A 21,664-nucleotide genomic window follows, 5' to 3' on the forward strand; every position below is an offset into this window, starting at 1 on the left:
AGCGCGCGGGAGAACCCTGGTGACGACCACGGTTCCCCCTCGGCGGGGTGTCTGGGGGACACTGGACCCAGGAGCGAGACACGCACGCCGGGCGCCGAACCCGACGTGGACTGACCTGAACTGACCTGAACGACGACACGATCGGTGCACCATGGCTGGCAACTCACAACGACGCGGCGCGACCCGCAAGCCCGGAAGCAAGAAGGGCGCGACCGTCGGCTCGGGCGGGCAGCGGCGCAAGGGCCTCGAGGGCCGCGGGCCGACCCCGAAGGCCGAGGACCGCGTCTACCACGCGGCGCACAAGCGCAAGGTGGCCGACGAGAAGCGCGCGACCGGGCGCGGCGGCCCGGCGCGCGGCACCGAGCGTGCCGGCACGTCGCGCGGCGGGGCCTCGCGCGGTGGCGGCCCCAAGGGCCGCGGGTCGGTCCAGGAGGTCGTCGCGGGTCGCAACTCGGTCCTGGAGGCGCTGCGCGCGCGCATCCCCGTCGAGGTGGTCTACCTCGCGTCGCGTCTCGACGCCGACGACCGCACGCGCGAGATCGTCGACATCGTCGCGGGCCGCGGCTACGACCTCCTCGAGGTGGGCAAGCCCGAGCTCGACCGTCTCACCGACGGGGCCGTGCACCAGGGCGTCGCGATCAAGGTCCCGCCGTACGAGTACGCGGACGTCGACGACCTGCTCGACGCCGCCGAGGAGTCGGGGCGGCCGCCGCTCGTCGTCGCGCTCGACGGCGTCACGGACCCGCGCAACCTCGGCGCGGTGCTCCGCTCCGCGGGCGCGTTCGGCGCGCACGGCGTCCTCGTGCCCGAGCGCCGCGCCGCGGGCGTCACCGCGTCCGCGTGGAAGGTCTCGGCGGGTGCCGCCGCGCGCGTCCCGGTCGCCCGGGCGACCAACCTCGTGCGCGCGCTCGGTGAGCTGAAGAAGGCGGGGTGCTTCGTCGTCGGGCTCGACGCGGGCGGCACCACGGCGATCGGCGACCTCGAGCTCGCCACCGAGCCGCTCGTCGTCGTCGCGGGGTCGGAGGGCAAGGGCCTGTCCCGCCTCGTGCGCGAGGCGTGCGACGTCGTCGCGTCCATCCCCATCGGGTCGGACACGGAGTCGCTCAACGCCGCCGTCGCGACGGGCATCTCGCTCTACGAGGTCGCGCGCCTGCGGCGCGAGGCCTGACGCCGGCACGCCCGGCACCACCCACCGTCACGCGGTGCCCGCGTCGCCCCGCCCGTCCTCGGACGGCGGGGCGACGCGCGTCCGTCAGCCGTAGTACTCGGGGTCCTTCTCGCCCGGCGCGAGGCCGAGGATCGCCTTCTCGTCCGGGCGGTGGCGCAGGACGTTCTCCACGTACGACTGCGTCGCCTCCGCCATCGGCACGTCGCGACCGGCGCGCTCCGAGATGAACCAGCGGTGGTCGAGGATCTCGTGGAAGAGCTGCGCCGGCTCGAGCTTGCGGCGCAGGTTCCGCGGCACGGCCTGGATCGTGGGCTCGAACACGCCGCTCAGCCAGTCGTGCGCGACGAACTCCTCGTCGTCGTTCTGCCGCTCGGCCGCCGCGCGGAACGAGTCCAGGTCGTTGAGCAGACGGCGGGCCTGGTTCTCCTGCACGTCGAGGCCGGTGAGGCGCAGCAGGCGTCGCGAGTGGTGCCCCGCGTCCACGACCTTCGGCTGGATCTGCACGGTCGTGCCGTCGATGTCGGTCGTGATCGCGAGCTCGTCGACGTCGAACCCGAGGTTGTTGAGGTGCTCGATGCGGGCCGCGACGCGCCACCGCTCGTTCGCGTCGAACGACTCGGACGTCGTCAGCGCCTCCCACAGCTCCTCGTAGCGCGCGACGAGCGCGTCGCCGATCGCGACCTCGTCCACGTCCTCGTCGAGCAGCTCGCCGGCGGCGAGGTCCATGAGCTCGCCGATGATGTTCGTGCGCGCGAGGTCGACGTCGTACGAGCGCTGGCCGGGGGAGAGCTCGCGGTGCAGGTCACCCGTCTCGGCGTCCACGAGGAAGGCGGCGAACGTCTCCGCGTCGCGCCGGAACAGCGTGTTCGACAGCGACACGTCGCCCCAGTAGAAGCCCACGAGGTGCAGGCGCACGAGGAGGACGGCGAGCGCGTCGATGAGGCGCGTGGCCGTGTCCGGCCGCAGCGACTGGCTGAACAGCGCGCGGTAGGGGAGCGAGAACTGGAGGTGCTCGGTGATGAGCACGGCCTCGAGCCGCTCGCCGTTCGCGTCCTGGCGTCCGGTGATGACGCCCACCGGGACGACGCTCGGCACCTCGAGTCGGCGGAGCTGCCGCAGCAGCTCGTACTCGCGGTACGCGACCGTCTCGCCGATCTCCTTGATCGCGATCACCCGCCCGGAGAGGCGGACGAACCGCACGATGTGCCGCGAGATGCCGCGGGGGAGGGCGGCGAGCGTCTCCGCCGGCCATTCCTCGAGCGGGACGTCCCAGGGCAGGTCGAGGAGCGCCGGGTCGGGGGCCGACGCGGTGATCTGCAGGTTGTGCACCGTCACGGGTCCATTGTCCATGGTCGTGGGGCCCGGGCGGGGCGGGCCCGACCCGTGAGGTCGGACCCGCCCCGCGACGAGGTGCCGCAGGTCAGGCGCAGGCGACCGCGTCGTGGTCGACCTCGACCGTCGACGTGACGTCCTCGCCGTCGACCGTCGCGGTGCCGGTGACGGTCACCGACCCGTTCTCGACGGAGGTGGAGCGCACCGCGAACGACTGGTACGCGTTCGCGCCCGGGGCGACGTCGGCGACCTCGCGGGTGCCGTACGGCGTCGCGAGCGTCACGTCGACGGGCTGGTCCTCGCCGTTCGTCGCCCGGACGGCGACGTACGCCTGGCCGGCGAGGCAGCGGGCCTGCACCTCGACGTCGAGGTCGAGCTGTCCGGCCGGTGCGCCGTAGACCTCGAGCTCGTAGAGGGAGAAGCCCCACTGCGTCGCGCGCTCGGTGAGGTAGAGCCGCACGTGCCGGCCCGTCCCGGTGATCTCCAGGTCGTCGAACCCGCCGTCACCGTCGGTGACGGTGCGGACCGTGGTCCAGGTCTCGCCGTCGGGGGACGTCTGGACCTCGTAGCCCGACCCGTACGCCGTCTCCCAGTCGACGACGACGCGGCTCAGGTCGTAGCTCGCGCCGAGGTCCACCGCGATCCACTCGGGCTCGCTCCACGCGCTGCTCCAGCGGGTCCCGGCGTTGCCGTCGACCGCCTTCTCGGGCTCGTGGCCGGCCTCGTCGATGCTGGAGGCCGTCACGGGCCGGCCCAGGGCGAGCGAGTCCTCGTCCTCCTCGCCGCCCCCGTCGTCGGACCGGAAGCAGCGCAGGTACTGGTAGGACTCCGCGGAGGTCTCGAACGACGGTGCCCAGTCCCACTCGTAGGTGAAGTACTCGACGTAGGGCTCGGCCGCGGCGATGATCGCCGGGAGGTCGAGCTCGCCGCGGCCGAGCGCGACCTGCCGCATGTCGCCCGGCGCGTCGACGTTCACGGCGTCCTTGATGTGGAGCAGCTCGATGCGGTCCCCGTGCTCCTCGATCCACGCCGGGACGTCGAGGCCGGCGTCGGCGGCCCAGCCGACGTCGAGCTCGAACGTGACGTAGCGCGGGTCGGTGTTCTCCTCGATGACCTCCCAGGCACTGACCGTCTCGCCCGTCCCCGGGTGGGTGTACCGCGTGGTGAACTCGCTCTGGTGGTTGTGCAGCACGATCTTGTTCGCGCCGTTCTCGTGCGCGTACTTCCCGAGCTCGTTCACGTACGCCGCGGTGGCGACCGCCTCGTCGTAGGTGCCGTAGCCGCCCGCCATGCCGCCGGTCCCGATGTAGTCCTGGCCCAGCGCGACGGCGTACGCGACCGTCGCGGGCCACGTGGCCCGGTCCGTGCTGCCGTGGCTCGACGACACCTGGAGGCCGTGCCGGTCGAGGATCGCCCGGTAGTCGTCGACCGGCATCGCGTAGGGCTGGTTGTACGGCTCGACGTTCGTGAAGCCGGCCGCGGCCACCTCGCCGAGCACGCGGTCGAGGGTCTCCGGTGACGGGGTCCCCGAGCCGCCGAGCTCGCCCACGTGCGTGTAGAGCTGGATCGAGATCTTGGAGTCGGGGAGGCCGTCGTCCGCGTCGCACGTGACGGCGCCGGTGGTCGACGGACCCGCGGACGGCGCGGGCCCGACGGGCGCTGCGACGGCCGGCGCGGTGGCGAGCGCGGTCGCGACGAGCGCGCCGGTGGCCAGGGCCGCGCCGAGGCGCCGGGCGCGCGGGGAGGGGGACGGGATCTGCATGAGGCTCCAATTGACAGCGTTGTCGATTTGGGTGACGAACAGACGACTTTTGGCGTCGTGTGTGCAAAAGCAGTCTTGAGGTCCCCCATGACCCTGTCAAGGGCACGGACCCGGCGGGTCGGCGGGAGGGCGCGCCTCGCCGTCGCGAGCCCGGAACGCCGCAGGGCGGGCCCTCCCGACCGGGAGGGCCCGCCCTGCGGCGGTGGTGCGGGGTGTCAGCTGATGCGCTGACCCGAGGCGGCACCGAAGACGTGCGACTGACCCGGGCGGATCGTCACGTAGATGCGCTCGCCCTTGGCCGGGACGTTGCGCGGGTCGACGCGGACGATGACCTGGTTGTCGCCGGCGCCCGAGTGGACGTCGGCCTGCGAGGCCAGGTCACCCTTGAGCGTGCCGTAGACGAACGCGTCGGAGCCGAGCTCCTCGACGATGTTGACCTCGACCGGGAACGCAGCCTCGTTGGCCTGCGACACGACGTCGAGGGCCTCGGGACGGAAGCCGATCGTCACCTTGCCGTTGTCGGCCTCGGTGATCTTGGCGGCCGTCTCGCGCTCGAGCGCGATGCGCGCGGGGCCGACCTCGGCGACGCCGTTGCTGACCGCGAACGTGCCGATGTTCATCGCCGGCGAGCCGATGAAGCCCGCGACGAAGACGTTGGCCGGCGTGTCGTACATCTCGCGCGGCGTGCCGACCTGCTGGAGCAGACCGTCCTTGAGGACCGCGATGCGGTCGCCCATGGTGAGGGCCTCGGTCTGGTCGTGCGTGACGTAGACCGTCGTGACGCCGAGGCGGCGCTGGAGCGACGCGATCTGGGTGCGCGTCTGGACGCGGAGCTTGGCGTCGAGGTTCGACAGCGGCTCGTCCATGAGGAACACCTGCGGCTGACGGACGATCGCACGGCCCATCGCGACGCGCTGGCGCTGACCGCCGGAGAGCGCCTTCGGCTTGCGGTCGAGGTACTCGGTGAGGTCGAGGATCTTCGCGGCCTCCTCGACGCGCTGGCGGATCTCCGCCTTCGGCGTGCCGGCGATCTTCAGCGCGAAGCCCATGTTGTCCGCGACGGACATGTGCGGGTACAGCGCGTAGTTCTGGAACACCATCGCGATGTCGCGGTCCTTCGGCTGGACGTCCGTGACGTCGCGGTCGCCGATGTAGATGTGTCCGCCGTTGACGTCCTCGAGGCCCGCGAGCATGCGGAGCGAGGTCGACTTGCCGCAGCCCGAGGGGCCGACGAGGACGAGGAACTCGCCGTCCTCGATGTGCAGGTTGAGCTGGTCCACGGCAGGACGCTCGGTCCCGGGGTAGACGCGGGTTGCGTGGTCGTAGGTGACCGTAGCCATGACTGGTACATCCCTCCACCGGCAGGTACGTGCCGGACGATCCGTTGTGCAGTGACGTGCCACGTCGACGTAGCTGTTCGCGATGGCGGACGAGCGTGTCTTCGACGACACAGAAGAAGTCGGACCCCCTCCGGTACGGGCAGGGGACCCGACGTCATCGTGGACCCGATCCTACTCCCGGTCCTGAGTGCTTCGTCACAGCGTCGGTCACGATCCGGTAGCGGTTCGGTGCGGGCGGGAGGGTCCGCCGGGCGCGCGCCCGGCGGACCCTGCCCCGGGTCAGCCCTCCCGGCGCTCCAGGAGGTCCGCGAGGAGGTCGAGCACCGCGGCGAGCCCGTCGGCGTCGGGCACACGCTGCTCGGCGAGCGTGTCGCCGTCGCCCACCTTGATGCCCAGGTCGCCCGGGCCGAGCACGGCGAACGCCGTCTCGTCGGTCGTGTCGTCGCCCGCGTAGAGCACGCGCGTGCGCGCGTCGGGGCACCCGGCGTCCTGCCCGACGACGTCCCGCAGCCGGTCCACCGCCTCGCCCTTCGACGTCTCGACGACCGCGACCTCGACGACGTCCTTGCCGTGCATCGCGTGCAGCCCGAGCCGCTCGGCCACCGCGTCGGCCAGGTCCTCGGCGGCCTGCGTGTCCGCCGCCGAGGCGAGCCGCGTGTGCAGGACGGCGGCGCTCGGCTTCTCCTGCACCCACGCGCCCTCGCGCCCCGCGACGGCGTCGGCCATGCCCGCGCGCAGGGCGGCGAGGTGGTCGGCCTGCTCCGGCGTGAGGTCGAGCGGGACGGCGTCGAGCCCGTCCTCGGTCACGTGCCCGGTCTCGGCACCGTGGCTGCCCACGAGGTACGTGCCGACGGGCGGCTCGCTGCGCTCGGCGAGGTCCGCGAGGTTGCGGCCCGAGACGAGGGCGAGGCGCGTCGTCGTGCCGACGAGCGCGGCGGCCAGCCGGTCGACGGCGGCCCGGGCGGACGGCGCCATGCGCGCGGTGAGCGGGTCGTCGACGAGCGGCGAGAGCGTGCCGTCGAAGTCGAGCGCGACGAGCCGGGCGGCGGGTGCGCCGTCCGCGTCCGCCGCAAAGGCGCGCACGGCGTCGGCGACCGGCTCGGGCACCGGCGCGGGGTGGTGCGTCGCGGTCACGCGCCCTGCTCCGCGGGCTGGTCGGCGCCCTCGCGGGCGTCCTGCGGCGCACCCGGCTCGTCGTCCTCCGGGCGGCGGCGCGGCACGCGGGACGGCATCGCGGTGAGGACGCCGAGGAACGACTCCGACCAGCGCGCGACGTCGTCGGTGAGGACCTTGCGGCGCAGCCGGCGCATGCGCTTGCGCTGCTCGCGGTGGTCCATGTGCGCGGCCGCGACGATGATGTCCTTCATCCCGTCGATGTCGTGCGGGTTGACGAGGAGCGCGCCGGACGAGAGCTCGTCGGCGGCACCGGTGAACTCGGAGAGCACGAGCACCCCGCGGTCGTCGGAGCGGGCCGCGACGTACTCCTTCGCGACGAGGTTCATGCCGTCGCGCAGCGCCGTGACGAGCATGACGTCGGCCGCGAGGTACAGGGCGGCCATCTCCTCGGGCGGGTAGGAGTGGTGCAGGTAGTGGATCGCGGCGTGCCCGATCTCCGCGTACTCGCCGTTGATGCGGCCCACCGCGCCCTCGACGTGCTCGCGCAGCTCCTGGTAGGCGTCGACGTTCTCGCGGCTCGGGCTCGCGACCTGGACGAGCGTGGCGTGCTCGACGTCGAGGCGGCCGTCCTGCAGCAGCTCGCCGTACGCCTTGATGCGGTGCCGGATGCCCTTGGTGTAGTCGAGGCGGTCGACGCCGAGCATCATGATGTCCGGGTCGCCCAGGTCCGCGCGGATCTCGCGCGAGCGCTGCTGGACCTCGGGCGTGCGGGCGAGCTCGTCGAACCGGCGCGAGTCGATCGAGATGGGGAACGCGGCGGCGCGGACGTGGCGGTCGCGCCCGTCCTCGCCCGGGACCGTGATGATCGGCCCGCGCGTGGTGTGGGCGCGCAGCCGCCGCACCGCACGGATGAAGTTCGCGGCGTCGCCCGCGCGCTGGAAGCCCACGAGGTCCGCGCCCAGCAGGCCGTCGATCACCTGACGGCGCCACGGCAGCTGCTGGAACAGCTCGAGCGGGGGGAACGGGATGTGGTTGAAGAACCCGATCCGCACGTCCGGGCGCTGGGCGCGGATCATCTGCGGCACGAGCTGGAGCTGGTAGTCGTGCACCCAGACGACGGCGCCCGGTGCCGCCTGCGCGACGGCGGCGTCGGCGAAGCGCTGGTTGACGCGGCGGTACGCGTCCCACCACGTGCGGTGGTACGTGGGCGGCGAGATGACGTCGTGGTAGAGCGGCCAGAGCGTGTCGTTCGAGAAGCCCTCGTAGTACCGCTCGATCTCGTCGGCCGAGAGCGTCACGGGCACGAGGCGCATCTCGTCGGCGTCGAACGGCTCGCTCGCCAGGTCGGGCGCGCCGGACCAGCCGACCCAGGCGCCGTCGGACGCCTGCATGACGGGCTCGAGCGCCGTGACCAGGCCTCCGGGCGACCGCTTCCACTCGATCTCACCGCCGGGGCCGACCGTGAAGTCCACGGGCAGCCGGTTGGCCACCACGACGAGATCGAATCCCTCTTTGCCTGTCAATGGACCTCTCCTTGAGCTTCGATGAATCGCGCCTGGGCGGCCCAGGGTAGTCCGCTCGTCGGGCGCATGGACGGGTCGTCCGGTGCCGGTCGCACGTCGGAGGCCGCCCCGGGCCGGGTCGCCCACCGGGCCCGTCGGGGCCGCACCCTCCAGCACCGGCCCGTCCACTGCGGCTACCTTGTCACCATGGAGGAGCCCACGCAGCGCGTCGAGGCGCGGAACGTCGCCGGGGGGCCGTCGCGCGGACCCGCCCCCGGCAGCGAGGTCGGGGGCTACCACATCGGCGCGCGGCTCGGGTCCGGCGCCATGGGCACCGTCCACAGCGCGCACGACGGCGGCGGCAACCTCGTCGCGATCAAGCTCCTGCACGCGCACGTCGACCTCGACGCCGCCGCGCAGGGCCGCGAACGGCTGCGCCGCGAGGCCCGCGCCCTCCAGCGCCTGCGGCACCCCGCCGTCGCGCAGATCCTCGACGTCGAGCTCGACGGCCCGGACGCCTTCATCGTCACCGAGCTCGTCGACGGACCCACGCTCGAGGACGAGATCGCCGAGGGCGGGCCGCTCGACGCCTGGGACCTCTACGAGCTCGCCGACCAGCTCGCCGCGGCGCTCGAGGCCGTGCACGCGGCCGGCGTCGTGCACCGCGACCTCAAGCCGAGCAACGTCATGGTGTCCTCCCGGGGACCCGTGCTCATCGACTTCGGCATCGCCCAGGGGCTCGAGGACGCGCGCGTCACGTCCACGGGCCTCGTCATGGGCACCCCGGGGTACCTGGCGCCCGAGCTGCTCGAGGGCGCGGCCCCCAGCGTGGACACCGACTGGTGGGGGTGGGCTGCTCTGCTCGCCTACGCGGCGACCGGACGGGCGCCGTTCGGCGTGCGCCCGACGGACGTCGTGCTCGCCCGCGCGCGCAGCGGACGCCCTGACCTCGCCGGCCTGGGGCCCGTCACCGCGCGCGCGATCGGTCGTGCGCTGCACGCCGACCCGGCGCAGCGCCTCGGGCCGACCGAGGTCGTGGCCGCCCTGCGGCACGCGGCCGACACCGGCGACGCCGCGCCCGCGACCCAGGTGGTCGCGCCGCCCACCGGACCGACCCAGGTGGTGCCGCCCGTCGCCGTCGTGCCCGGCGGCACGGGGGCCCAGGCGTGGACCGGCGCGTCCGCGTGGACCGGCCAGGCCCAGGTCGTGCCGCCGCCCCTGCCCACGTCGCAGGCGCAGGTCAACGACGGCCGCACGATGGCCGTCCCCGTCGGGCACGACCTCATGGACGACCTCGGCGCCCCTCCCCTCGGCGAGGACGGCGAACCGCTCTACGTGCGCCCCGTGCCCGCGGCACGGCGCACCGCGCTGCTCCTGCTCGCCGTGCCGCTCGTGCTGCTCGGCGGGACGTACCCCGGCGTGGCGTTCGTCGTGCTGTCGGTGCTGGTCGTGCTCGCGCGCGTCGTCGGCGTGACGACCGAGTCGCTGCACGCGCGGCGCGAGCGGCGCGGCGTCTCGTCGCGGGACACGGTGCGCGCGGTCGCGGCGTCGCCGTGGTACGTCGTGCGCGCGCTCGTCGGCGCGCTCCCGTCCCTCCTGGTCGCGGCGTGCGCCGCGGTGCTCGTGGTCGTGGCCGGGTGGTGGTTGCTCGAGTCCGACCGCTGGGTCGTCGTCGAGGGTCCCGACGGCGGCAACGCGCCCGTCGTGACGACCGTGCTCCTGTGCCTCGCGGCGGTCGCGGCGGTGACCCTGGCCTGGGTCGGGCCCCTGACGCACCTCACGCGGTACGGGACGCGGACCGCGCTGGCGCGGCTCGCCCCCGGCCGCACGGGGACGCTCGTGCTCGCCGGCCTGGGTCTCGTGCTCACCGTCGTGTCCCTCGTGCTCCTCGGGGGCGACCCGGGCGTCACCTGGTGGCCGTTCCCCGGCCCGCCGTCGCTGCGCTGAGCCGGCACCGGCCCTTCCCAGCCCGCTGCCAGGCCGCGCGCGTAGGATGGGCGCCGTGCTCCGGACGACGGTGCCGCGCGCCCTGTCGCGCGGCGTGACGCGCACGTCCGTCGTGCCCGCAGCCGGCCGTCTGCTCGGCCCCGCGCTCCTGCTCCTCACCCTCCTCGCCGCCGTGGTGACGCACCTCGCCGACCGCGGGTACGCCGTCGTGCACCAGTGCGTGACGGTGCCGGGGGTGTGGGGAGCCGCCGGGATGCACCTCGCGCTCGTCCACGAGGTGCCGGACTGCCCGTCGGGCACCGCGCTCGGGGGCGACCCGGCCGCCATGGTCACCGTCGTGGGCGCGCTCGCGCTGCCCGTCGTCGTGGCCCACGCGGCGGCGGCTGCCGTCGCGTGGGGGCTCTCCGCGTGGGCGCGACGCGCGCACGAGCGCTCCCGCGCCGTCGTGACCGGGGCCGGGCGTGCGCTGCGCGCCGTGCTCCGGGGGGCGCTGCGCCCCGTGGGGTCGCTCGTCGGGGTCGCGCGCCGCGTCGTGCGCCCGGTGCCCGACGCCGTCCCCACCGCGCTGCACCACCTCGCCGACGCGGTGGTGCGCACCCGGCGCGGGCCTCCGCAGGTCGCGCTCGTCTGACGACGTCGTCGGACGCACGGCCCGCGCGACCCCGTCGGCGCGCACCCTGACACATCCCCAGCTCTCGGCACTCCCTCGGAGGACGACCATGCCCAGCAACGAAACCCAGACCAAGGCCCAGCGTCGCGAGGCCGCACGCGCGGAGGCGCTCGCGCTGCGTGAGGCGCAGGCCAAGCGCGACAAGCGCAACCGCCTCATCACGATCGGAGCGCTCGTCGCGGGCGTCCTCGTCCTCGTCGGCGTGTTCCTCGCCGTGTGGATCCCGGCCATGAACGACCGGAACAAGACGATCGACGCCGTCGCGGCGGGCAACCTCGCCGACGTCACGAGCCCCGCCACGAGCGACGCCGAGGACGGCGGCATCCCGATCGGTGCGGACGGCGCCGCCGGGACGCAGAACGAGGGTGCCGTCGAGGTCGGGGTCTACCTCGACTACATGTGCCCCATCTGCGGCCAGTTCGAGGAGACGAACGGCGCGACGCTCGACCAGCTCCGCGAGTCCGGTGACGTGACCGTCGTGCTGCACCCGATCTCGATCCTCGACCGCGTCGCGCAGTCGCAGCAGTTCTCGACGCGTTCTGCCGCCGCGGCGGCCTGGGTCGCCGACCGCGCGCCCGAGTCGATGAACGACTTCAACACCGCGATGTTCCAGAACCAGCCCCAGGAGGGCAGCGAGACCCTGACCGACGCCCAGATCGCCGACATCGCGGAGCAGGCGGGCGTGCCCGCCGACGTCGCCGCCGGCATCGAGGACGGGACGGCCGTCGAGACGTTCGGCGACTGGGTCGCGACGGCGTCGAGCCTCGTGAACCAGGACACGTCGCTGCACGGCGAGCGCGGGTTCGGCACGCCGACGATCACGATCAACGGCGAGCGGTGGGACGGCAACTGGAGCGACCCGAACGCGCTCCCGCAGGCCGTCACCGCCGCCCAGGGCTGACCGGCACCGCACCGGTACCCGACCGGCCAGGCCCGCGCCCCCGACCGCACGGGCCGCCGGCCGGGGCGCGCCGGGCGAGCAGGTAGTCTGTTCGCTCGCCCGGCAGCCCCGGGAACGCCGCCTTAGCTCAGCCGGTAGAGCACTCGCCTTGTAAGCGAACGGTCGTCGGTTCGAATCCGACAGGCGGCTCCACCACGACGCCCCCGGCTCCACGGAGCCGGGGGCGTCGTCGTGCCGGTGCGCACCGCGGGGTCAGCAGTCGGTCGGCAGTCGCTGCCCGGATCGGTGGTCGCGCGAGCCGATCTCGGCAGGTGCTGCCGAGGTCGCCCGCGCTCAGCGGTCGGCGAGCGGGACGGGCAGGAGCTCGGGCGCCTTGGGGAGCCGCCCGTCGCCCGACGACGTCCCGCGCAGCCGCCGCTGCGCCCACGGCACGACGTGCGTGCGCACCCACTGCGCGTTCTGCCGCGCGCGGTCGAGAGCCGGCGCGGGCGGGAGGGGAGCCAGCGGGTCGTCCCACGCGGCGTCGTCGGGCGCCTGGCCGAGCGCGACGAGCGCCGCCTGGGCGACCCGCGCGTGCCCCGCGGGCGTCAGGTGGATGCGGTCCTCCGACCACACGCGCCAGTCCTGGAGCGCGCGCATGCCCCACAGGTCCAGCACGTACGCGCCCTGTCGGCGCGCGATCGACCAGATGTGGGCGTTGTACACGCCGACGCGCGGGCGCGTGAGGCCGACGAGCGGCGACTGCGAGGCGTCGAAGCCGGTCGCCATGAGCACGTCGATCCCCGCGCCGCGCAGGCGCGAGACCGCGTGCTCGAGGTTGCGCGCGAGGCGGTCGACGTCGGCGTTCGGCCGCAGGATGTCGTTGCCGCCGCCGATGACGCTCACGAGGTCCGGCCGGAGCTCGAGCGCCGCCGGCACCTGCTCCGTCAGGATCGAGCGCAGCTTGCGCCCGCGGATGGCGAGGTTCGCGTACCGCAGCGGGGCCTCGCCGGCGGCGACGCGCCGGGTCGCGAGGTGCTGGGCGAGGAGGTCGGCCCATCCTCGCTGGTGGTCCTCCTCGCCGGGATACGGGTCCCACAGCCCTTCGGTGAACGAGTCGCCGATCGCGACGTAGCTCGTCCAGCGCGGAGCGGGGTCGTCGGGTCGGCGTGCGTCGGCGGTGTCACCGGCCAGGGGAGTGGTCGTCGGGTTCTGCGTCGTCACCCGCCCCATTCTGCTCCTGCGGGGCGGCGTGCCGTCGACCCGGCGATCCTGGCGGGTCGAGCAGGTGGTCCTGGCGCGTCACGTGGCGCGGACGGGCCAGGACCACCTGCTCGGCCGGGGGCCGGGGGCCGGGGGCGGGCGGGGGGTCAGGCCGGGGGGAGGGTCCAGTCGACGGGGGCGGCGCCCTGGACGACGAGGAGCTCGTTGACGCGCGAGAACGGGCGCGACCCGAAGAACCCGCGGCGCGCGGAGAGCGGGCTCGGGTGGGCGCTCGCGACGACGGGGGTGTCGCCGAGCATCGGGCGCAGGGTCGCGGCGTCGCGACCCCAGAGGATCGCGACGAGCGGGGCGTCGCGCGCGACGAGCGCCCGGATCGCCGCCTCGGTGACGGCCTCCCAGCCCTGGCCGCGGTGGGACCCGGGCTCGCCCGGCCGGACCGTGAGCACCCTGTTGAGGAGCATGACGCCCTGGTCGCTCCACGCGGACAGGTCGCCGTTCGCGGGCGTCGGGGCGCCGACGTCGTCCGCGAGCTCGGCGAAGATGTTCTGGAGCGAGCGGGGCACGGGGCGCACGTGCGGCTGCACGGAGAACGACAGCCCCATCGGGTGCCCGGGCGTGGGGTACGGGTCCTGCCCGACGACGAGCACCCGCACCTCGGCCAGGGGGCGCGAGAACGCGTTGAGGATGGCCGACGGCGCGGGGAGGTACTCCCGTCCGGCCGCCACCTCGGCGCGCAGGAAGTCGCCGAGCGCGTGCAGCTGCGGCTCGACGGGTGCGAGGGCCTCGGCCCAGTCGGGCGCCATGATGCTCGCGAGGGCCGGGCGGGGGTCGGCCGTCGAGGCGGTCGCGACCGGGTCGACGGCGACGGGCTGGGCGGGTGCGCTCTCCACGGCCCCGAGCCTAACCGGCGTCCTCGGCACGTCCGCAGCGTGCGGCGAGGACGAATGACACGGGTGTGGTTCGTGCGTAGGCTGAGAGGCGGCCGCGCGCGGGAGTGCGCAGGTCCGGTGACGAGAGAGTGCAGGGAGGGAACGATGAGCGAGGCGGCGTACGTGCTCGACGGACCCGACGCGGTCGGCGACCCGACCACCTCGGAGGCGCCGGCGTCGGGCCTGAGCGAGCGGGACCAGGAGATCCTGGCGTTCGAGCGGCAGTGGTGGAAGTACTCGGGCGCCAAGGAGCAGGCGGTGCGCGAGCTGTTCGACATGTCCGCGACGCGCTACTACCAGGTGCTCAACGCGCTCATCGACTCCCCGGCCGCGCTCGCGCACGACCCCATGCTCGTCAAGCGGCTGCGGCGGATGCGCTCCACCCGGCAGCGGGCGCGCACGGCGCGTCGGCTCGAGGGCCTCTGACCCGGGACGACCGGGTGCGCGTGAAGTCCGGGCGAACAGGGCGTTTAGCCGAGAGCCCCGACCGGGCTACCCTGTCGCCGTGACGAAGAGCCGCTACCCCTACGCGCCCGACGAGTTCGACGCGCCCGCGCCGCAGGGTGCGCCCGTGGGGGTGCACCGCACGCCGCGCAGCGGGTGGAGCAAGACGTGGCCGTTCCTGCTGGTCGCCGTCGTCTTCGCCGGCCTCGCGTACGGGGGCGTCGCGCTGCTGTCCGACAACGGTGCCACGGAGGACCCGCCGCAGGCGCAGTCCACGGAGCCGCCGCCCGCGGAGGCCGAGGAGCCGCCCGCGGCGGAGGAGCCGCCCGCGACCGAGGAGCCCCCGGCTGCGGAGGAGCCGCCCGCGACCGAGGAGACGCCCGAGACCCCGGACCTCGCGACGCTCATGGCGGCGGCCGACCCGAGCGCCTACGTCCGCGTGCTGAACGACAGCGGCATCGGCGGCGAGGCGGCCAAGGGCAAGGATGCCCTCGACGCGCAGGGCTTCAGCAACACCGTCGCCACGGACTACACGAACGGGCCGGCGCCGGTCGACGTCACCACGGTCTGGTACGTGCCCGAGCGGAGCGACACCGCCGCCGCGGTCGCCGCGACGCTGGGCATCCCCGCGGAGAACGTCGTCCAGGTCGACAGCCTGCGCGAGGGCGACGTCGCGGTGATCATCAAGTCCGAGCTGGCGCCGGTCGGCTGACCCGGACCCCGGGCCGCCCCGGCCGTGGCGCCACGACCTGACGCTGCACCCGCGTGACCTGCTCGTTCGGCCCGGAGCCCGAGAATCGCGACCTGCCGTTCGACCTTCCGTGCACGCCGCCTGCGGGCTAGGCTCGGGCTACCACGGGGCGGCGGTCGCCTCGCGGGCGACGATGCACGAGGAGACGTACATGGCTCAGGGGACCGTGAAGTGGTTCAACGCCGAGAAGGGCTACGGGTTCATCACGCCCGCAGCGGGTGGACAGGACCTCTTCGTGCACTTCAGCGCGATCCAGACGGACGGCTACCGCACGCTCGACGAGGGCCAGGAGGTCGAGTTCGAGCTCGGCCAGGGCAGCAAGGGCCCGCAGGCCGAGCAGGTGCGGCCGCTCTGATCCCGGTTCCGAGGGTCGCGTGACGGAGGACCTCGACGCCGTCGTCGTCGGTTCGGGCCCCAACGGCCTGGCCGCCGCCGTGACCCTCGCGCGCGCCGGTCTCTCCGTGCGCGTGCTGGAGGCGCAGCCGACGTCGGGCGGCGGGGCCCGCACGCTCGACCTCGGGCTGGCCGACGGCGTCGTGCACGACGTCTGCTCGGCGGTGCACCCGATGGCGTGGGCCTCGCCGTTCTTCGAGGCGTTCGACCTCGGCGCGCGCGGCGTGGAGCTGCTCGCGCCGGAGGTCTCGTACGCCCACCCCCTCGACGGGGGTCGTGCGGGCGTGGCCTATCACGACCTCGAGCGCACGGTCGAGCGGCTCGGGGTCGACGGCGCCGCCTGGCGCGCCTTGCTCGGCCCGCTCGCCGAGGGGTGGCGCGACGTCGTCGCGGTCGCTCTCGGTGACAAGCGCTCGGTGCCGGGGCGCGTGCTCACGCCGAGCGGCGCCGGTGTGACGGCCCGGTTCGGCGCGGCGGTGCTGGAGCAGGGGAGCCCCGCGTGGACGCGGCGCTTCCGCACCGACGAGGCCGGCGCGCTCCTCACGGGCGTCGCGGCGCACGCCATCTCGCGCCTCCCGTCGCTCGCCGCGGCCGGGACGGCGGTGCTGCTGGCGTCGCTCGGCCACGCGCCGGGCGGCTGGCCGCTGCCGCGTGGCGGCTCCGGCGCGATCGTCGCCGCGCTCGAGGACGACCTGCGTGCCCACGGGGGCGACGTCGTCACGGGCCACCGGGTCGGTTCGCTCGCCGACCTGCCGCGGGCCCGCGCCTACGTGTTCGACACGACGCCGCGCGTCGTCGCGGACGTGTTCGCGGACCGGCTCCCGCGGCGTGCGGAGGATGCGCTGCGCCGGTTCCGGCACGGCGACGCGGCCGCGAAGGTCGACCTCGTGCTCTCCGGGCCCGTGCCCTGGGCCGACCCGGAGGTGGGGCGCGCGGGGACCGTGCACCTCGGCGGGACGCGCGCCGAGATGGCGCGCAGCGAGGCCGACGTCGCGGCCGGTCGCCACGCTGCCCGGCCCGTGGTGCTGGTGAGCGACCCGACCGTCGTCGACCCCGGGCGAGGGGCGAGCGGGCTGCGCCCGCTGTGGACCTACGCGCACGTGCCCGCCGGGTCGACGCGTGACGTGACGGAGGACGTCGTCGCGCAGGTCGAGCGGTTCGCGCCGGGCTTCCGGGACGTCGTCGTGGCGTCGCGCTGCGTGCCCGCGGCGGAGATGGCGGCGCACGACGAGAGCTACGTGGGCGGCGACATCGCGGGCGGCGCCGTGAGCATGTGGCAGATGGTCGCGCGGCCCACGCCCCGGTTCGACCCCTACGCCGTCGGGCTGGAGGGCGTCTACCTGTGCTCGGCGTCCACGCCGCCCGGGCCGGGCGTGCACGGCCTCGGGGGCTGGTACGCCGCGCAACGGGTGCTGCGGCGCGAGTTCGACGTGCGTGACGCGCCCGACCTGGGGCCCGTCGCGACGAGCGGCGCGACCACCCGGTAGCCCCGGCGCGCCGGCGCAGCGGACCGGGAGAGCCCAGGAGGAGCGTCAGCCCGCGCCGCCCGGCGTGCCCTGGGCGCCGAGCTCCACGAGCGCGAGCACGACGAGCGCGGAGCTCCACGACAGCGGCGCGACGGCGGCGGGCGAGCCGTCGGCGAGGACCTTCTCCGGGATGGCCCCGGACGCGGTGCGGTGGTCGTCGACCCAGCGGAGCCACTCCTCGGCGTCGGCGCGGTCCTCGGGGTCCGACGACGACGCCGCGGCCAGCGCGTACAGCGTGGTCTGGGGTGTCCACGAGATGCCGTCGGCCCGCCAGCCCGCGCCCGGCGCGAGCCCGCCGGCCGGGCGCAGCATCTCGCGCACGGACGTGCGCCAGGCCTCGTCCGCGCCGGCGAGGGGCTCCGGCTGGAAGGGCGGCAGCACGAACGCCGTCGAGGCGTCGCGCGCGCCGCCGGTGACGTGGCGCGGGTAGCCCTGGGACCCGAACGAGCGCTCGACCGCCATGCGCAGGCGGGCGGCAGCGAGGGTCGCCTCGTGCGCGCGCGGCGCCTCGCCCGCGGCCGCGTACACGTCCGCCGCGGCCTCCAGGCCGGCGAGCAGGGGACCGGCGGTCCCGAGGGTGAGAGACGTGGGCTCGACCTCCCAGTAGTCGCTCGACGGCGGCGGCAGCGGGTCCTCGCCGTCGACGAGCTCGAGCGCGTGGTCCGTCGCGGCGTCGACCAGCGGGCGCAGCTCGGCGGCCACCTCGGCGCGGTCCGCCGCGGGCGTCTCCTCCAGCACGACGTCCGCGGCCCACAGGACCCAGCCGACGCCGTCGGACTGGATGCCCCGGTCGTCGGGGACGCCCGACCCGTCGGGGAGGTAGCGAGCGTGGAACGAGCCGTCGTCCTCCTGGACCCGGGCGAGGAAGCCGAGGACGGCGCGCGCGTCGTCGACGTGACCGGTGCGCGCGAACGCCGCCGCGGTGAACGACGCGTCGCGCGGCCACACGTAGCGCCACTTGGGCGACGGCGCGGCGAGGGCGGCGCCGTCGCCGAGCGTCAGCGCGCGCAGGTCGAGGAGGGCCGCCTCGCCGAGCGCGGCGAACGGACCGCCTGCCCCCGGTACGACGCCGGACGCGAGCCAGGCCCGCGACGCGGTGGCGGTCTGGTGGGCGAGACCGGGGTCGAGGAGCGCCGTCGCGTCGAGGCGCGCCCCGGCGACCTGCGCGAGCCGGTCCGCCTCGCCGTCCGCGGGGTCGACGCCTGCGGCGAGCGCGCCGGGGTCGAGCGACGCCGGGTCGAGCACGCGGCTGCCCTCGAGGTACGTCGCGCCGACGCCGGGCGCGAGGCGCAGCACCGCGGGGCCGCCGTCGGGCCCGGTCGTCACCGCGACGCCGTCCTGGTAGAGGTCGATGTGCTCGCCCGAGGGCGCCGCGACCGCGGTCGCGGCGGTCAGGCCGAGGGCAGGGACCAGCACGAAGCCGGCCAGGGCTGCGAGGGGGCGCCACGACGGTGTTGCGCGGATCACACCGCGCATCCTAGAGCGAGTCTCGCGACGCTCGGTTTCGCCCCTCGCGATACGCGGCGGCGTGGCGGACCGCTGTCTTGCACTCGCACCGTGCGAGTGCCAATAATGGCGTTAGCACTCTCGTCACGAGAGTGACAGAAGTGACCAGCGCAGGCAGCCGCTCAGGCGGCTGCGGCGCAACCCACCAGGTCGACAGGTGAGGCCCGCCCTGGCGGCGTGACATGAACGCCGCCGTCGTGGGCCGTCCGTCGCGGGCGCCGGCCGACCGCCATACGCCACCAGCGGAGGATCATTCCCCATGGCCAAGATCATCGCCTTCGACGAGGAGGCTCGTCGGAGCATGGAGCGCGGGCTCAACACGCTCGCCGACACCGTCAAGGTCACCCTCGGCCCCAAGGGCCGCAACGTCGTCCTCGACAAGAAGTGGGGCGCGCCGACCATCACGAACGACGGCGTCTCCATCGCCAAGGAGATCGAGCTCGAGGACCCGTACGAGAAGATCGGTGCGGAGCTCGTCAAGGAGGTCGCCAAGAAGACCGACGACGTCGCGGGTGACGGCACGACCACCGCGACCGTGCTCGCCCAGGCGCTCGTGCGCGAGGGCCTGCGCGTCGTCGCGGCCGGCGCCAACCCGATCGCCGTCAAGCGCGGCATCGAGAAGGCCGTCGACGCGGTGACGGAGCAGCTGCTCAACGCCGCGAAGGACATCGAGACCAAGGAGGAGATCGCCGCCACGGCCGCCATCTCCGCCGGCGACCCCGCGATCGGCGAGCTCATCGCCGAGGCCCTCGACAAGGTGGGCAAGGAGGGCGTCATCACGGTCGAGGAGTCGAACACCTTCGGCCTCGAGCTCGAGCTCACCGAGGGCATGCGCTTCGACAAGGGCTTCCTCGCGCGCTACTTCGAGACGGACCCCGAGCGCCAGGAGGCCGTGCTCGAGGACCCGTACGTCCTCATCGTCGAGTCCAAGATCTCGAACGTGAAGGACCTGCTCCCGGTCCTCGACCAGGTCATGAAGGCCGGCCGCTCGCTCCTCATCATCGCCGAGGACGTCGAGGGCGAGGCGCTCGCGACCCTGGTGCTCAACAAGATCCGTGGCACGTTCAAGTCCGTCGCCGTCAAGGCCCCGGGCTTCGGCGACCGCCGCAAGGCCATGCTCCAGGACATCGCGATCCTCACCGGCGGCCAGGTCATCACCGAGACGGTGGGCCTCAAGCTCGAGAACGCGACGCTGGACCTGCTCGGCCAGGCGCGCAAGGTCGTCGTCACGAAGGACGAGACCACGATCGTCGAGGGCGCGGGCGACGCCGACCTGATCCAGGGTCGCGTCAACCAGATCCGTGGCGAGATCGAGAAGTCGGACTCCGACTACGACCGCGAGAAGCTCCAGGAGCGCCTCGCGAAGCTCGCCGGCGGCGTGGCCGTCATCAAGGCGGGTGCCGCGACGGAGGTCGAGCTCAAGGAGCGCAAGCACCGCATCGAGGACGCCGTCCGCAACGCGAAGGCTGCCGTCGAGGAGGGCATCGTCGCCGGTGGTGGCGTCGCGCTCATCCAGGCCGGTGCCGTGGCGTTCGAGAAGCTCGAGCTCGAGGGTGACGAGGCGACCGGTGCGCAGATCGTGCGCGCCGCGATCGACGCCCCGCTCAAGCAGATCGCGGTCAACGCGGGCCTCGAGGGTGGCGTCGTGGCGGAGAAGGTGCGCAACCTCCCGTCGGGCCAGGGCCTCAACGCCGCGACCGGTGTGTACGAGGACCTCCTCGCCGCCGGCGTGAACGACCCGGTCAAGGTCACGCGCTCCGCGCTGCAGAACGCCGCCTCCATCGCGGCGCTGTTCCTCACGACCGAGGCCGTCGTGGCCGACAAGCCGGAGAAGGCTGCCCCCGCGGGCGACCCGACCGGTGGCATGGGCGGCATGGACTTCTGAGCCGACCTGCCTCCCCTCACGGGGAGTCGTAGGACACCGAAGGCCGTCGGCCGGGTTCGCCCGGCCGGCGGCCTTCGTCGTGCCCGCTGGGAGGTCCCGGGCGGGGTCTACCGCGCCGTGAACAGGCGCGCGGCCTGCGACTCGGCGTCGGCGTAGGTCTGGGCGGCGGCGCCGAGCGCGGCCGTGATGTCGTCGAGCGCGACCTCGACCTGGGTCTGCGTCGTCTGCCACTGCGCCATGACGCCCGTGAACGACGTCGCCGCCCCACCGCGCCACGACGCCTGCAGGTCCGTGAGGTGCCGCATCATGGCGCCGACCTCCGCACGGATCGCCGTGACCGACCCGTGCACCGCGGCGCTCGCCTGCGCGACGCGCGCGCTGTCCACCTCGAACCGGCTCATCCGAACCTCCGTCGTCCCTCGGCCCGGGGGCCGTCCGTCGCCCCGGTGAGCACCGGGGCGTGGCGACGACGGTAGGCGGACCTCCCCGGGTCCGGAGGAGCGGAGGTCAGGCCTGTGGACGGCGGTTCAGGCGCCGGAGGCTGGGGACGCCGTCGACGCTTCCGCGAGCTTGGCCTGCTCCTTGCGCAGGCGCTGGAGCTCCGCGTCGAGGTTCTGCCGCGCGGCCTCCTCCCAGGCCGCGCCGAGCGGGCTCGAGAAGAGCGTGCGCCGGTCGAGCAGCTTCGTGAGGATCGCGATGCGGGCGCGCACGTAGTCGGGCTTGGGGATGTGCGCGTACTCGTCGCGCACGTCCTTGAGGTACTCCTTGTAGCGCTGCGGCTCGGCCGCGAGCATCGCGAGGTCGGCGTCGCACAGGACCGCGCAGTCGAAGTCGGAGGCGTCCGGGGCGTGGCGGACGAGCGCGTTGACGAGGTGCGCGACGCGCCGCACCGCGGGCTCGGGGACGCCGAGCCGCGTGAGCTCGGCGACGGCGAGCGCCGCGCTCGCGGTCTCGTCCTCGCCGCCCTTGTTGGCGTAGGTCGCGCCGCCCTTCGCGTCGAAGATGGCGCCGTGGTACCAGGCCGCGAGGCGCACGAGGTCGGGGTCGTGCGTCTCCTGCGAGAGCTCGTCGACCCGGCCCAGGACGTCGGCCAGGTGGCGCAGGTTGTGGAAGTGGCGTCCCGGCTGGTCCCAGCGGTCGAGCAGCCCCTGCCCGACGGCGCGGATCTCGTCGTCCGGGGCGGTCGCCCCGGCGCCCCGGGCGCTGCGGACGAACGAGGAGAGGAACCACTGCGGTGCGTCGGCGCTGTTGACGCCCATGAACTTCAGCCTTCTTCGACGGAGACGAGC

General features: G+C 74.4%; 19 protein-coding genes and 1 tRNA gene. 10 read left to right on the plus strand and 10 right to left on the minus strand.

Annotation, left to right across the window (positions count from 1 at the left end; genetic code table 11):
- Positions 1-151 precede the first annotated feature (151 nt).
- Positions 152-1,168: a 23S rRNA (guanosine(2251)-2'-O)-methyltransferase RlmB gene (gene rlmB, locus GWJ10_RS13465; protein WP_034654007.1), complete on the plus strand. Its 1,017-nt coding sequence runs from the start codon at positions 152-154 to the stop codon at positions 1,166-1,168.
- Positions 1,169-1,252: 84 nt separating this feature from the next.
- Here rlmB and GWJ10_RS13470 read toward each other — a convergent pair whose 3' ends face one another.
- The 5 genes from GWJ10_RS13470 to GWJ10_RS13490 form a co-directional block, all read right to left on the minus strand.
- Positions 1,253-2,497, minus strand: a complete 1,245-nt coding sequence (locus GWJ10_RS13470; protein WP_232422933.1) for a DUF4032 domain-containing protein — start codon at positions 2,495-2,497, stop codon at positions 1,253-1,255.
- A 91-nt stretch (positions 2,498-2,588) separates the two neighbouring features.
- Positions 2,589-4,262, minus strand: coding sequence for a discoidin domain-containing protein (locus tag GWJ10_RS13475; protein ID WP_163188014.1), 1,674 nt, complete (start codon positions 4,260-4,262; stop codon positions 2,589-2,591).
- Positions 4,263-4,477: 215 nt separating this feature from the next.
- A complete protein-coding gene (gene ugpC / locus GWJ10_RS13480) occupies positions 4,478-5,602 on the minus strand; it encodes a sn-glycerol-3-phosphate ABC transporter ATP-binding protein UgpC (protein WP_043660349.1) in 1,125 nt (374 codons plus the stop codon).
- 279 nt (positions 5,603-5,881) lie between these two features.
- On the minus strand, positions 5,882-6,736 hold the full coding sequence (gene otsB, locus GWJ10_RS13485; protein ID WP_163188016.1) for a trehalose-phosphatase: 855 nt from the start codon (positions 6,734-6,736) through the stop codon (positions 5,882-5,884).
- Complete coding sequence (locus GWJ10_RS13490; protein WP_306303339.1) at positions 6,733-8,211, minus strand: trehalose-6-phosphate synthase; 1,479 nt, start codon at positions 8,209-8,211, stop codon at positions 6,733-6,735. Before GWJ10_RS13490 ends, otsB begins: the two co-directional genes overlap by 4 nt.
- A 216-nt stretch (positions 8,212-8,427) precedes the next feature.
- Between GWJ10_RS13490 and GWJ10_RS13495 the strand changes: the two genes are divergently transcribed.
- The 4 genes from GWJ10_RS13495 (at position 8,428) to GWJ10_RS13510 (ending at position 11,930) form a co-directional block, all read left to right on the plus strand.
- Positions 8,428-10,167: a serine/threonine-protein kinase gene (locus GWJ10_RS13495; RefSeq protein WP_061269076.1), complete on the plus strand. Its 1,740-nt coding sequence runs from the start codon at positions 8,428-8,430 to the stop codon at positions 10,165-10,167.
- Positions 10,168-10,222: 55 nt separating this feature from the next.
- Positions 10,223-10,798, plus strand: a complete 576-nt coding sequence (locus tag GWJ10_RS13500) for a hypothetical protein (RefSeq protein ID WP_076406171.1) — start codon at positions 10,223-10,225, stop codon at positions 10,796-10,798.
- Positions 10,799-10,886: 88 nt separating this feature from the next.
- Positions 10,887-11,738, plus strand: a complete 852-nt coding sequence (locus GWJ10_RS13505; protein ID WP_076406173.1) for a thioredoxin domain-containing protein — start codon at positions 10,887-10,889, stop codon at positions 11,736-11,738.
- 116 nt (positions 11,739-11,854) lie between these two features.
- Positions 11,855-11,930: transfer RNA gene (locus GWJ10_RS13510), tRNA-Thr, on the plus strand.
- Between the two features lie 141 nt (positions 11,931-12,071).
- Here the strand turns inward: GWJ10_RS13510 and GWJ10_RS13515 are convergent.
- Together GWJ10_RS13515 and GWJ10_RS13520 are read right to left on the minus strand one after the other, a co-directional pair.
- Entirely contained in the window at positions 12,072-12,911 is an 840-nt protein-coding gene (locus GWJ10_RS13515; protein ID WP_241005826.1) for an SGNH/GDSL hydrolase family protein, read from the minus strand.
- Between the two features lie 176 nt (positions 12,912-13,087).
- A complete protein-coding gene (locus tag GWJ10_RS13520) occupies positions 13,088-13,747 on the minus strand; it encodes a uracil-DNA glycosylase (protein ID WP_277394955.1) in 660 nt (219 codons plus the stop codon).
- A gap of 228 nt (positions 13,748-13,975) precedes the next feature.
- On the opposite strand from GWJ10_RS13520, the gene GWJ10_RS13525 reads away from it, so the two are divergent.
- The 4 genes from GWJ10_RS13525 (at position 13,976) to GWJ10_RS13540 (ending at position 16,945) form a co-directional block, all read left to right on the plus strand.
- Positions 13,976-14,296: a DUF3263 domain-containing protein gene (locus GWJ10_RS13525; protein WP_021482752.1), complete on the plus strand. Its 321-nt coding sequence runs from the start codon at positions 13,976-13,978 to the stop codon at positions 14,294-14,296.
- Between the two features lie 79 nt (positions 14,297-14,375).
- The gene (locus GWJ10_RS13530; protein WP_076406175.1) at positions 14,376-15,026 is read left to right on the plus strand and encodes a LytR C-terminal domain-containing protein; all 651 of its coding nucleotides are present in this window, start codon (positions 14,376-14,378) and stop codon (positions 15,024-15,026) included.
- Between the two features lie 190 nt (positions 15,027-15,216).
- Positions 15,217-15,420, plus strand: coding sequence for a cold-shock protein (locus tag GWJ10_RS13535; protein WP_021482750.1), 204 nt, complete (start codon positions 15,217-15,219; stop codon positions 15,418-15,420).
- Positions 15,421-15,439: 19 nt separating this feature from the next.
- Entirely contained in the window at positions 15,440-16,945 is a 1,506-nt protein-coding gene (locus tag GWJ10_RS13540; RefSeq protein WP_163188020.1) for an NAD(P)/FAD-dependent oxidoreductase, read from the plus strand.
- Positions 16,946-16,990: 45 nt separating this feature from the next.
- Here the strand turns inward: GWJ10_RS13540 and GWJ10_RS13545 are convergent, their stop codons facing one another.
- Positions 16,991-18,460, minus strand: a complete 1,470-nt coding sequence (locus tag GWJ10_RS13545; protein WP_241005806.1) for a glycoside hydrolase family 15 — start codon at positions 18,458-18,460, stop codon at positions 16,991-16,993.
- A 289-nt stretch (positions 18,461-18,749) separates the two neighbouring features.
- On the opposite strand from GWJ10_RS13545, the gene groL reads away from it, so the two are divergent.
- Positions 18,750-20,375: a chaperonin GroEL gene (gene groL, locus GWJ10_RS13550; protein ID WP_031315159.1), complete on the plus strand. Its 1,626-nt coding sequence runs from the start codon at positions 18,750-18,752 to the stop codon at positions 20,373-20,375.
- 107 nt (positions 20,376-20,482) lie between these two features.
- Here the strand turns inward: groL and GWJ10_RS13555 are convergent, their stop codons facing one another.
- Both GWJ10_RS13555 and GWJ10_RS13560 read right to left on the minus strand, forming a co-directional pair.
- On the minus strand, positions 20,483-20,776 hold the full coding sequence (locus GWJ10_RS13555; protein WP_061268037.1) for a WXG100 family type VII secretion target: 294 nt from the start codon (positions 20,774-20,776) through the stop codon (positions 20,483-20,485).
- A gap of 126 nt (positions 20,777-20,902) precedes the next feature.
- Positions 20,903-21,634, minus strand: a complete 732-nt coding sequence (locus GWJ10_RS13560) for a hypothetical protein (protein ID WP_061268038.1) — start codon at positions 21,632-21,634, stop codon at positions 20,903-20,905.
- Positions 21,635-21,664: the final 30 nt, after the last annotated feature.

The sequence above is a fragment of the Cellulosimicrobium sp. SL-1 genome, from assembly GCF_011033075.1.
Taxonomy (GTDB): domain Bacteria; phylum Actinomycetota; class Actinomycetes; order Actinomycetales; family Cellulomonadaceae; genus Cellulosimicrobium; species Cellulosimicrobium funkei.